Raw genomic sequence first — 11,473 nt, 5'->3', positions numbered from 1 at the left:
GACCTGGTCGGCTTGGGCGGACAGCAGGAGGTTGATGGTGTCCTGGAGCATCTGGCGCATCAGATCGGGTGAGGCTTGGGCCAGCAGGTCGTCGAGGTATCCGGTGGGGTCGATATGATTGGGCGCGGAGGCCATCGTTGGTGTCCTTTCGAGGATGTGTAGGAGCTGAGTCGAAAGGTACCGCGGTGGTCTCCTTGCTGGTCGGCAGGGGGGGTTCACCAGGCGGTAGCTGTACACCACACTATTGGACGCAACCAGCGCACGTTGGCATGGAGGTGAGATAACTAACCCCGGAACGCCATTGTTTCCTAGGCGGGGGCCGGACACCTCGGGGCAGGGTGAGATCGACAGTGGTGAGGCGGGAAAGTGTTTTAATGCCTAGCGCGCGTGCCCCAGCGATTCCGGTCAATAAAGCCTTGCCGTTCGTTGGATATACACGGTTAATCAGATCAAGTTCTTCAGGCGTGGGTGGCGAGAAATGCTTCATATTGCCCAGATTGACCCATATGAAGGCTCTGCGCGTTTGCAGACCCGTAAACCTGTGGATAATTGTCGGCTATCCACAGGAACCAAGCATTCAGACGCAGGTGGGTTGCGCCCAAGCCCAAACTAGTATCGACGGACTTGCTTAGATTCGGCCTGCAACCAGCAAAAACGCTGAATCGGTCGATACCTTCACCTAGGAAGCAGCCACAGTTTCCTCAATAGCCTCAGTAATCCGCACGATCGCGGAGTTGCCCGCGAACTGCGGCACGGAAACAGCAATCTCGGTCTCGCGGCCCAGCGCGAACCAGGTGGAGGCGGTGGAACCGTTGATCAGCTGGGTGTCCTCGAACCAGGTCACGTCGTTGATCTGCTGGAGCTGCTCGCCGGCCTGGTAATTCTCGGGAGGCGCAACATCGCAACGTACCACTACGGGTTCCTGGCCCTCGGAGGCCCAGGCGACGGTGTTGGGCTCCGAAACCTCAAGAGGGGAGTAGCCCTCGGCAACGGACTCAGGCAGCGCCGCCAAAAACTCGCTGCACACCTCAGGAGAAGAACCCGCGGCAAGCTGCGACAAAGGTGCAGGTCCTGGCTCAATATCAGCAGCAGCAAGCGAAGAAATGGGCAGCGAGGAAACAGGCTCAGCCTGCCCATCCAGCGCGGACTCGTCTGCCGTTACCGCGACAACCGGGTACCGGTCCGTGCTGTACCAAGTGGAGAGGGTGGATTCGGGAGTGGCGTCGTCGATACGCAACCATTCCACACCACCAAGCGAGACGGGCTGGGCGTACTCGGTGTACTGCAACGGCATGTTTACGCCGCAGCGCAGGGTGATGCGCTGGATTTCGCTGGTCTGCCACGCGGCCACACCGGCGGGGACGGGCTCGATGATTTCGGCGCGCTTGTTGCCCAGGAGCTCGTCGGGAAGCGAATCGATGAGCTGGGTACATTCGGCGGACTCGGCATCGGGTGCGTCGATGGGACTCATGGCGATGGGTTGGTTGGAGAGGCTGTCGAAGTACCAGCGCGCGCCGAAAATAACTGCAATGACCAGGGCAATGGCCAGCCCCAGACTAATTAAGACTGGGGTGCGGTTAAATTGGAGGTCGTCGCTAGGCGTATCGTCGTTCATATCGCCTTAGTCTACTGAAAGGCCTTTTTATCCAATGATCAGCACCGGGTTCCCCACTCAAGGCCCCACGCTCGGCGAGGTCGGGGAGCAAGTCGTCATCAAAGAGATTCTGGCGGCGGCGCCGTCGTCGATTAATGGCGACGATGCCGCGGTGTTAGTCCACGCGTCGACGAATTCGCGCACCGTGGCCACCACCGACATGCTCGTGGAGGGACGCCACTTCAAGCGCGAGTGGACCACGCCGTTCCAGCTCGGTCGCAAGGCGATCGTGCAGAATTTCGCGGACGTCGAGGCCATGGGCGCGCGTCCCATTGCGGCACTGCTGGCTATTTCGGCGCCGGAAGATACCCCGGTGGCAGTCGTGCGCGAGTTGGCGGAGGGCATCGCCTCGCGTTGCGACGATTACGCGGCCGAACTAGTCGGCGGCGATCTCACGGCGGGGGAGAACCTGGTCATTTCGGTCACCGCGATTGGCACGCTCGGCGGGACACTGCCGGAGCTGTCCCTGGATCAGGCGCGGCCCGGGCAGCGCCTGGTAGCGCACGGGAACATCGGCTACTCGGCTGCGGGCCTGGCTATTTTGGCCTCGGGCATCGACGTGCATGAGTCGCTCCATCCCTTGATCGAGGCGCACCAAGCCCCGTACCTGATTCCGGGGCGCGGCGTGATTGCGCGCTCGGCGGGGGCAACTGCGATGACCGATAATTCCGACGGGCTGATCTACGACGTGTCCACGCTGGCGGAGCGCTCTGGTGTGGGGATCGAGCTGTCGTCGATAAGTATTGCTCCCGATAAGCTGCTGCACGCCGCCGGCGAACTGCTGGGTGTGGACCCATGGTATTGGGTGCTTTCCGGCGGCGAGGATCACACGCTGCTGGGCACCACGCACGGCCAGGCCCCGGCCGGGTTCCGCTCGATCGGGCAGGTGGTGAAGACGCCGGGTGTGCGCGTGGACGGCAAGCGTCCGAAGTATGGCGAAGGGTGGCGGAGTTTCTAGATGGCACTTCCGGTACATCCCTCGTGGAACGAGCCGCTTGCGCCGGTGGAGGAACGGATCCACCAGATGGGCGATTTTCTGCGCGCCGAGCCCGCCTACCTGCCCGCGGGCAAGGATATTCTGCGCGCATTCCAGGACCCATTCGACCAGGTCAAGGTGCTCATCGTGGGCCAGGACCCGTACCCGACGCCGGGACACGCAATGGGCCTAAGCTTTTCCACGATGCCCGGGGTCAGGCCGCCACGGAGTTTGGTCAATATTTACACAGAGCTTCACGACGACCTGGGTGTGCAACCCCGCACGGACGGCGACCTCTCAGCCTGGGCCGACCAAGGTGTGCTGCTGCTGAACAGGGTGCTCAGCGTGCGCCCCGGGGAGGCTGCCTCGCACCGGGGCAAGGGGTGGGAAGAAGTTACCGAGCAGGCCATCCGGGCGCTCGCCGCGAGGGAGCAGCCCTTGGTGGCGATTCTGTGGGGCAAGGACGCCCAAAGCGCGGCTAAGTTTCTAGGGCAGACCCCGGTGATCGCGTCGGCGCATCCATCGCCGCTCTCGGCGCGGCGGGGCTTTTTCGGATCCCGGCCCTTCTCGAAGGCTAATCAGGCACTCGCCGACCAGGGTGCCGCACCTGTGAACTGGCAACTGTAAAGTTATGTGACATGTCGTATCCTGTTGAGCTTGATGGCGCCCGTATCTCATCGTGGGCGTCGCGCGCGGTTGATGAATTAAACCGACAACGTGCAGACATCAACGCGCTCAACGTGTTCCCCGTCCCGGATGCGGACACCGGATCGAACATGGCCCACACCATGTCGGCGGCACTCGCCGAGGCCCAAAAACTCGAGGACGGCGCCCCAGCTGAAAAGGTGGCGGAGGCCCTGGCCAAGGGCAGCATCCGCGGGGCCCGCGGCAACTCGGGTGTGGTGTTATCCCAGGTACTGCGCGGATTGGCGCAGTCGGCGAGTGCTGGGCAGGTCAACGGCGAGACAATCGCAAATGCGCTGCAGATGGCGGTGCAATACGTCGACCGGGCAATCGCGGACCCCGTGGAAGGTACCGTGGTCACGGTTCTGCGCGCGGCGGCCACGGCAGCGAGTAGCGCGCAACCGGATCTCTACCAGGTTGTTTTGGCGGCCCGGGATGCCGCACGCACCGCGCTGGAAAACACACCCTCCCAGCTCGACGTGCTGCGCGAGGCCGGTGTCGTGGATGCTGGCGGCGCCGGTCTGGTCGTGCTGCTTGACGCGCTCTATAGCGAGGTGACTGGGGAAGAGGCGACGGTGTCGTCGATAAGCAATGAAGCGATGGATACCTCGCACTCGGTGCCCGGTGACCTGGAAATCATGTTTTATTTCCGCGGGGATGTGGGCGCACTCGAGGAGGCGCTGCATCCGCTGGGCGACAGCCTGGTGATTGCGCGCGCGAGCGATACTGAGGGGCGCGTGCACATTCATTCGCTGCAGGCGGGCGAGGTGATTGAGACGGCCTTCGCGCGCGGCGAGGTGAGCGATCTGCGCCTGGAGATTTTGCCGCAGGGTCCGCGCACGAGTGCTCCGCGCCGCATCATTGTGGCGGTGACGCCTCCGGGATCTCTGTCGCATCTCTATGAGCAGGCCGGTGCCACCGTGGTCGCGCCCGGCGAGCATGTGGTGGCGGAGATTCTGGGGCTGATTCGCGAATCGGAGGCCGATGAGATCGTGCTGCTGCCGAACGGACTGCTGGACAATCGTGCGCTGGTGGCCATCGAGAAGGCCACGGCCGCTTTCGAGCAACAGATTATGCTGCTGCCTACGGTGCGCCTGGTCTCTGGCATTGCGGCGCTGGCGATGCACGACCCGCAGCAACCGCTGGCCACGGCCTCGTACACGATGAGCGAGGCTGCCGGCGAGATGCGCACCGCCGTTGTCACCGAGGCCGAGCGCGCAGCGCTTACCCAGGCGGGGCCGTGCTCGCGCGGCGACCTCATCGCGCACTCCCACGGCGACATCGTGGCTATTGGCGATACCGTGTCGGATGCAACGATCCTGTGCTGCAAGCGCCTGCTGGAATCCGGCGGCGAGCTGGTTACGCTGCTGGTGCATCCTGATTTCGTGGAGCAATTTGATAAGGAAACTCTCCGCGACACCCTGGGTGTCGACGTTGTGTTCTATCCTGCAGATGGACTTAATGTGCGCGCGGAGATCGGGGTGGAGTAACTGCGGTGTTGGGGTTTCGCGATACCAGGGCCTTAGGCGAGGTCCTGCCGGAAAAGGAAGCCAAGAAGCTGACCAAGCATCTTGGCGTGTCCACCTGTGGTGATCTGGTCGAGCTCTTCCCACGCAAATACCTCCATTACGGCGGCACCTCGGCTATTCTCGGCGCCCAGGATGGCGACACGATCAGTTTTGTGGGCCACGTCGAGGCCCTGCGCACGGACTATCGCAAGGGCAAGCACATCATGTCGGTGACCATCTTCGACGGGATTACCAGCGTGCGCGCCTCCTTTTTCAACGCGCACTACCTGGAGCGCATTCTCAAGGTGGGCACCCGGCTCATGGTCACGGGCAAGCTCACGTTCTACCGGGGCAACGCGCAGATGTCGCACCCCGATTATGTGCTCATGGACGGTTCCGGTCAGGCCACCGGCTCCATGGCGCAGCTGGGCAAATTCGGTTCGCTCGCCGAGATGCTCGAGGGCCGCGAGTTCCTGCCCGTCTACCCCGCAACGGCAAAGGTGACCACGTGGACGATCATGGGCGCGGTGTATTCCATCCTGGAGTCCCTGCCCGTCCAACCCGAGCCGCTGGGCGAGGTTCCGGCCGGCTTCATTAGTTTTGATCAGGCCCTGCGCGGCATCCACGAGCCCCCAGCCGAGGGCCCGCAGGCGGCGATTGACCGGCTGAAGTATAACGAGGCGCTCTCGGTTGCGCTCGTCATGGCTTTACGACGAGCAGACACCAGCCAGGAATCCGCGCCGGCGCTTCCGAGGGTAGAGGGCCGCGATCAAGACGGCATGCTCAAGGGGCTGCCATTCCCGCTGACGCACGGGCAGCAACAGGTGCTCACCGATCTCAGCGAGGATCTCTCGCGCACCCGCCCCATGACCAGGTTGCTGCAGGGCGAGGTCGGGTCGGGTAAGACGATTGTTGCCCTGCTTGCCATGTTGCAGGCCATTGACAATGGGAAACAGTGCGCCCTGCTGGCTCCCACCGAGGTCCTGGCGCTGCAGCACGCGCGCTCGCTCCAGCTCACGCTCCTCAATGCTGGGGTGCATGTCAGGGTGGTGGCCTTGACCGGTTCGATGGGTGCTGCGCAGAAACAGGAGGCGCTGCTGAAGATCGTCACCGGCGAGGCCGATATCGTCGTTGGCACGCACGCGCTGATCCAGGACTCGGTGGACTTCTTCGACCTGGGCTTCGTGGTGGTCGACGAGCAGCACCGCTTCGGCGTGGAGCAGCGCGATCAGTTGCGCACCAAAAACGAGCGCTACACCCCGCACATGCTGGTCATGACGGCAACACCCATCCCGCGCACCATCGCCATGACAGTGTTCGCGGACTTGGAAGTCTCCACGCTGCGCGAGCTGCCCGGCGGGCGCAAACCCATCCAGTCCTCGGTGGTGCCCGAGTTCCTGCCGACCTGGGTGGCGCGTGCGTGGGAGAAGATCCGCGAGGAGGTCGCCGCTGGGCGCCAGGCCTATATCGTCTGCCCCCGCATCGAAGGCGAAGGCGGTGTGCTCGAGGTAGCGGCACACTTGGCGGACACCGAGTTCCAAGACCTCTCCGTGGGCATCCTGCACGGGCGGATGAAGGGCGACGAAAAAGACACGATCATGGCTGACTTTGCCCGCGGCGGGATCGACGTGCTGGTCTCCACCACAGTCATCGAGGTCGGTGTGGACGTGCCCAACGCCACCGTCATGATGATCCGCGAATCCGAATCCTTCGGCGTCTCGCAGCTCCACCAGCTCCGCGGCCGCGTGGGTCGCGGCGGGCATAAATCCCTCTGCCTTTTTCACACGCTTGCCGACGATCAGACGCCCCAGTTTGATCGCGTGCAGGCAGTGGCAGCCACCTCGGATGGCTTCGAGCTCGCCGAACTGGACCTAGAAACCCGCAGCGAAGGCGACGTGCTGGGCACCTCCCAGTCGGGCACCCGTAAGCGGTTGAAGCTTTTGAGTTTGTCCAAGGACTACCAATTGATTCAGCGGGCGAATGAGGATGCGGCAGCGATCGTCGATAAGCAACCGGAGCTCGCGCGCGAACTGACAGCCGATTTGGACGACTCTGACCTTGAATACTTAGAGAAAAGCTAGCTGACCGTTAAGGTTGAGGGCATGAATCGCATTATCGCCGGCGATGCACGCGGCAGGAAGATTAAGATACCGCCTGAGGGGACGCGGCCCACGTCGGACCGGGCCAGGGAGGGCCTGTTTTCCTCGTTGAATGCCCGCTTCGGTTTCCCGGGCCAGGTTGTGTTAGACCTGTTCGCCGGCTCCGGAGCGTTGGGACTAGAGGCCGCCTCTAGGGGCGCCGAGTCGGTCGTGTTGGTGGAAAACGACCCAAAGGCCGTAGAGATCCTTGAGTTCAACAAGGCGGTGGTCAAGCATCGAGACGTGACCATTGAGCCCGTGGCCGCTTCCACCTACCTGGCGCGAGCACCGAAAGAGCATTTCTCGATGGTGATCGCCGACCCGCCGTACGCGCTTACCGACGAGGCCGTCGTGGAAATGCTCAACGCACTGATCCCCGCGCTCGTGGATGGTGCCGTGGTTGTGGTGGAGCGCCACCGCGACAGCCCCGAGACCGCCTGGCCGGAGGGGTTCACCCCAACGGGGCAGAAGCTGAAGAAACGGCTGTACGGTATTGCCAGGATGGATATGGCTACTTTTGACCGAAACTTTGAAGGGAATTCAGACCAGTGACGATTGCAGTGTGCCCCGGGTCCTTCGACCCGGTCACCAACGGACACCTCGATATATTTGAACGTGCAGCAAACAATTTCGACGAAATCATCGTGCTGATTACCGGCAACCCGGGAAAGACCTCGGGATTGTTCACGGTAGAAGAGCGCACCGAACTGATCCGCGAGGTCACCCGCGACATCCCGAATTTGCGCATCGACCATTGGGGCGGCCTGCTGGTGGATTACACCACGGCGCACCGCGTTACAGCACTGGTCAAGGGCCTGCGCTCCTCGCTTGATTATGATTACGAACTTCCGATGGCGCAGATGAATCGTCGCCTCTCGGGAGTGGAAACCTTCTTCTTAATTACCGACGAGAAATACGGCTACGTGTCGTCCTCGCTGTGCAAGGAAGTTGTGCAGTACGGCGGAGACATCACGGGCCTAGTTCCCGACGTTGTCCATGAGGCAATGCGGGAGAAATATCGGTGACCACAGCGATAGTCGTATTTCTAACAGTCTTCGTTGGGGCTTTACTCCAACGCATTTCCGGCATGGGCCTGGGGCTCATCGGCGGGCCAGTGTTGATGATTTTCATGGGCCCAGTCGACGGCATTCTGGTGCTCAACGTGCTCGCCGCCATCAACGCGGCCATGAGCACGCTCACCGTGCGCAAGAACGTGAACTGGCGCAATTTCGCCATCATCGCCTCGATGCTGATCTTCGGCGCGGTGCCAGCCGCATGGCTCATCCGGGTGGTCTCACCTGATTGGCTGATCATCGTTGCCGGTACGATGCTGCTGATCGCATTGTCCGTGGTGACCATTGGCAAGCGCCACGTTCCCCACGTCGAGGGCACAGCACCGATGGCTGTTTCCGGTGTGGTTGCGGGCTTCATGAATACCCTCGCAGGTATCGCAGGCCCAGCCATCACGGTCTATGCCACAGCTGCGCGCTGGGATCAGCGCATGTATGCGGCCACGCTGCAGCCGATCTTTATGGTCTCGGGCGCGATCTCGTTCTTGATCAAGCATTTCACCGGTGCTGCCGATTTATCCGCGGTGAACCCGGCGGTGTGGGGGATCGGCATCGTCGCCATGATCCTGGGCATTGCCCTAGGCGTAAAAATAGCGCCGAAGATCCCGCGGGACAAGGCCTACAATCTGGCGCTTGCCCTCGCGGTCCTCGGCGGTATCACCGCGGTGGCCCGCGGTGTTATCGGACTGGTTGGTTAAAGGCCGGCTGGCGCCGACCTGGAAAATTAAAGTAGCGATGAGAGGAACGCCTTGGTGCGTTCCTCTTTCGGGTTATTGAGCACCTCGTCCGGGGTACCATACTCCACGATCACGCCGCCGTCCATGAACGCGACGTTGTCGGCGACTTCGCGCGCAAAGCCCATCTCGTGGGTGACCACCAGCATTGTCATGCCTTGTTCCGCCAGGTCGCGCATCACGCGCAGTACTTCCCCGACTAACTCGGGGTCGAGGGCGGAGGTGGGCTCGTCGAAAAGCATCAATTTCGGGTCCATGGCCAACGCCCGCGCGATGGCGACGCGCTGCTGCTGACCGCCTGAAAGCTGGACGGGGTAGGCATTGGCCTTGGCGGCCAATCCCACCATCTCCAACAGCTCCATCGCGCGCTTCTTTGCCTGCTCCACCGGCTGCTTCTTCACCTGGACCGGAGCCTCGATGATGTTCTCCAGCACCGTGCGGTGCGAGAACAGGTTGAAGGACTGGAAGACCATGCCGATATCGGCGCGCTGGCGGGATGCGTCCTTCTCGGAGATCTCGTAGAGCGTGCCATCCTTTTCCCGGTATCCGATCAGCTCGCCCTCAACGTAGAGGCGACCCGCGGTGACCTTCTCCAGGTGGTTCACACAGCGCAGCAACGTGGACTTGCCGGAGCCGGACGGGCCGATCAAGGTGGTGACGTTGCCCTTGGGTACCTCCAGGTCGATGCCCTTGAGCACGTCCAAGTTGCCGAAGGACTTCCAGACGTTGTCGGCCTGGATCATCAGATCGTTCGCCATTTATTTGTTCCTTTCAACAATGGTGACGTTGCTGGGCACGGTGCCCTCGGCATCGGCGAGGCTCGCCAGCTGACGGGCGGTGAGTTCGCGGGTGGCGCCCTTCTCGAAGTGCTTCTCCAGGTAGTGCTGACCCACCATCAAAATCGAGGTAATCGCCAGGTACCAGGTCGCGGCAACCAGTAGCATCGGCACCGGCTCGAAGAGCGCGGCCGCGATATCCATGGAACGGCCGTAAAGCTCGGCGGTGTACGGGATGGCAACCACCAACGAGGAGGTCTTCAGCAGTGAGATGAACTCGTTGCCTGTTGGCGGGATGATAATGCGCATTGCCTGTGGCAACACGGTGCGGCGCATGGTCTTGCCCCAGCTCATGCCCAGTGCCTTGGATGCCTCGATCTGGCCTTCCGGTACCGAGGAGACACCCGAGCGCACAATCTCAGCCATGTATGCGGCCTCGTTGAGACCCAAGCCGATTACGGCCAGCATGAATGCCGAGGAGGTCAGGCCCTCCAGCGAGATCTCCGCGAAGCCAACATTGATGGATTGATACAGCGCGCCGATCAAACCCCAGAACATCAGCTGGACATAGACCGGCGTGCCACGGAATACCCAGAGGAACACCCAGGCCACAGCCTTGAACACGGGGTTATCCGACATGCGCATCACGGCCAGCAACACGCCACCGACTACGCCGATGACCATGGCCAGGATCGTGATCGCGATGGTGTGCAGGGCAGCCACGGCGATGCGGGTATCGAAGAGATACGTGAAGTAGGTGTCCCAGCCGTAGGCCGGGTTGGTGGCGGCACCGATAATGAACCACGCGAACAGCGCGATTACAACGGCGGCCAGGACCCACCGGCCGGGATGGCGCAGGGGCTTGGCCTCAATGCGCTCGGGGCGCTCCGGGCGCTCGGGGCGAGAGTTCGTTGACGTGGTCATCAGAGTTGTGCCTCCACAGGTTGTTGCACTGCTTGTTCATTGATCAAAGCTTCGTCAAGCAGCCCGTCCTCGATGGACCACTGTGCCAAGATGCGCTGGTATTCACCAGTCTCGATGAGGTGCTGCATGGCCGCTGCCATCGCCGGGCCGAGCTCGGAATCCTTTTGCACGGCGAAGCCATAGGGTGCGGCTGCGAACATGTCGCCGACCATTTCCAACTCGCCGTCCGAGCGGTTCACAGCCCACGCTGTGACAGGGGAGTCCGCCGACAACGCGTCCGCACGACCCACCAGCAAGGCCAGAGCCGCGTTATCGGAGGTGTCGTAGCTCAAAATCGTGATCGGATCCTCGCCGTTTGCGATGCATTCCTCATTCTTCGGGCGGACATCGTCGGTCTCCGAGACGGTGGTGCGCTGCACGGCCACAGTCAGCCCGCACGGGTTCGCGGGGTCAATATTAGAGCCCGGCTGCTGTGCCCATTGGATACCCGCGTACAAGAAATTCACGAAGTCATAGTTCTGGCGTCGCTCCTCGTTGTCGGTAAATCCAGACATACCCGCGTCCACGGTGCCTGCGTCCACCGCGGGCAAGATCATGGCGAAGTCTTGTTCCACGGGCTGGAATTCGAGCCCCATCACCGAGGCCACGGCCCGGCCCAAGTCCATTTCCACGCCGATGATATTTCCCTCGGAGTCCTTGAACTCGAAAGGCGCGAACGGCGGGTTCGAGCCCACCGCGAGCGTGCCATCGTTTTTGACTGATTCGGGCACCATTGCGGCGATCTCGGGGACCGCCGCGGGCTCGATCGCCTCCCATCCGTCGGGGTTGCCGCCCTCGACGTTGGTGACGCACCCGGCCAGGGAGGCCGTGACGGCTAGGGTGGCCGCCAGCATTACTGGTCTATTCATGGTGGTGAACGTTACCTCTTTCCGCGTTAAATCCTGCTTTTACTGTAAGTTATGCACGCACATGAATAGCCGTTAGGGGGCGCAAGAGCATTTCGCTTGAC

Annotated in this window: 11 protein-coding genes and 1 pseudogene; 7 read left to right on the top strand and 5 right to left on the bottom strand. The window is 62.1% G+C overall.

Going from position 1 to position 11,473, the window contains the following annotated elements; translation table 11 throughout:
• Both A37O_RS16410 and A37O_RS0104860 read right to left on the bottom strand, forming a co-directional pair.
• Window positions 1-135 (bottom strand): annotated as a pseudogene (locus A37O_RS16410) (IS256 family transposase); the annotation flags it as partial.
• Window positions 136-679: 544 nt separating this feature from the next.
• Complete coding sequence (locus tag A37O_RS0104860; protein WP_018296370.1) at window positions 680-1,615, bottom strand: DUF3515 domain-containing protein; 936 nt, start codon at window positions 1,613-1,615, stop codon at window positions 680-682.
• A gap of 34 nt (window positions 1,616-1,649) precedes the next feature.
• Here A37O_RS0104860 and A37O_RS0104855 point away from each other — a divergent pair, with 34 nt between their 5' ends.
• Genes A37O_RS0104855 through A37O_RS0104825 form a run of 7 tightly spaced genes read left to right on the top strand, consistent with a single transcriptional unit; the run spans window position 1,650 to window position 8,728 of the window.
• Complete coding sequence (locus tag A37O_RS0104855; protein WP_018296369.1) at window positions 1,650-2,612, top strand: thiamine-phosphate kinase; 963 nt, start codon at window positions 1,650-1,652, stop codon at window positions 2,610-2,612.
• A complete protein-coding gene (locus A37O_RS0104850; protein WP_018296368.1) occupies window positions 2,613-3,257 on the top strand; it encodes a uracil-DNA glycosylase in 645 nt (214 codons plus the stop codon).
• A gap of 11 nt (window positions 3,258-3,268) precedes the next feature.
• The gene (locus tag A37O_RS0104845) at window positions 3,269-4,804 is read left to right on the top strand and encodes a DAK2 domain-containing protein (protein ID WP_018296367.1); all 1,536 of its coding nucleotides are present in this window, start codon (window positions 3,269-3,271) and stop codon (window positions 4,802-4,804) included.
• 5 nt (window positions 4,805-4,809) lie between these two features.
• On the top strand, window positions 4,810-6,903 hold the full coding sequence (locus tag A37O_RS0104840) for an ATP-dependent DNA helicase RecG (RefSeq protein WP_018296366.1): 2,094 nt from the start codon (window positions 4,810-4,812) through the stop codon (window positions 6,901-6,903).
• Window positions 6,904-6,924: 21 nt separating this feature from the next.
• Window positions 6,925-7,512: an RsmD family RNA methyltransferase gene (locus A37O_RS0104835; RefSeq protein WP_018296365.1), complete on the top strand. Its 588-nt coding sequence runs from the start codon at window positions 6,925-6,927 to the stop codon at window positions 7,510-7,512.
• Window positions 7,509-7,985 (top strand): pantetheine-phosphate adenylyltransferase, encoded by a 477-nt coding sequence (gene coaD / locus A37O_RS0104830; RefSeq protein WP_018296364.1) that lies wholly within the window; start codon window positions 7,509-7,511, stop codon window positions 7,983-7,985. Before A37O_RS0104835 ends, coaD begins: the two co-directional genes overlap by 4 nt.
• Entirely contained in the window at window positions 7,982-8,728 is a 747-nt protein-coding gene (locus A37O_RS0104825; protein ID WP_018296363.1) for a sulfite exporter TauE/SafE family protein, read from the top strand. The genes coaD and A37O_RS0104825 overlap by 4 nt, the downstream gene beginning before the upstream one ends.
• Before the next feature lie 26 nt (window positions 8,729-8,754).
• On the opposite strand, the gene ehuA is transcribed toward A37O_RS0104825, so the two are convergent.
• The 3 genes from ehuA to A37O_RS14685 are packed head-to-tail and all read right to left on the bottom strand — an operon-like array spanning window position 8,755 to window position 11,372.
• Complete coding sequence (gene ehuA / locus A37O_RS0104820; RefSeq protein ID WP_018296362.1) at window positions 8,755-9,522, bottom strand: ectoine/hydroxyectoine ABC transporter ATP-binding protein EhuA; 768 nt, start codon at window positions 9,520-9,522, stop codon at window positions 8,755-8,757.
• Entirely contained in the window at window positions 9,523-10,464 is a 942-nt protein-coding gene (locus A37O_RS0104815; RefSeq protein ID WP_018296361.1) for an amino acid ABC transporter permease, read from the bottom strand.
• Window positions 10,464-11,372 carry an ABC transporter substrate-binding protein gene (locus A37O_RS14685; RefSeq protein ID WP_033377792.1) on the bottom strand — a complete coding sequence of 303 codons (909 nt, stop codon included), beginning with the start codon at window positions 11,370-11,372 and terminating at the stop codon, window positions 10,464-10,466. Before A37O_RS14685 ends, A37O_RS0104815 begins: the two co-directional genes overlap by 1 nt.
• Window positions 11,373-11,473: the final 101 nt, after the last annotated feature.

The organism is Corynebacterium lubricantis DSM 45231 (assembly GCF_000379425.1).
GTDB lineage: Bacteria > Actinomycetota > Actinomycetes > Mycobacteriales > Mycobacteriaceae > Corynebacterium > Corynebacterium lubricantis.
This window is presented reverse-complemented; position numbering and strand designations above follow the sequence as displayed.

Coding starts and splice junctions, on each gene's coding strand:
- A37O_RS0104860 (WP_018296370.1), bottom strand. CDS start 1,615: ATGAACGACGATACGCCTAGCGACGACCTCCAATTTAACCGCACCCCA.
- A37O_RS0104855 (WP_018296369.1), top strand. CDS start 1,650: ATGATCAGCACCGGGTTCCCCACTCAAGGCCCCACGCTCGGCGAGGTC.
- A37O_RS0104850 (WP_018296368.1), top strand. CDS start 2,613: ATGGCACTTCCGGTACATCCCTCGTGGAACGAGCCGCTTGCGCCGGTG.
- A37O_RS0104845 (WP_018296367.1), top strand. CDS start 3,269: ATGTCGTATCCTGTTGAGCTTGATGGCGCCCGTATCTCATCGTGGGCG.
- A37O_RS0104835 (WP_018296365.1), top strand. CDS start 6,925: ATGAATCGCATTATCGCCGGCGATGCACGCGGCAGGAAGATTAAGATA.
- ehuA (WP_018296362.1), bottom strand. CDS start 9,522: ATGGCGAACGATCTGATGATCCAGGCCGACAACGTCTGGAAGTCCTTC.
- A37O_RS0104815 (WP_018296361.1), bottom strand. CDS start 10,464: ATGACCACGTCAACGAACTCTCGCCCCGAGCGCCCGGAGCGCCCCGAG.
- A37O_RS14685 (WP_033377792.1), bottom strand. CDS start 11,372: ATGAATAGACCAGTAATGCTGGCGGCCACCCTAGCCGTCACGGCCTCC.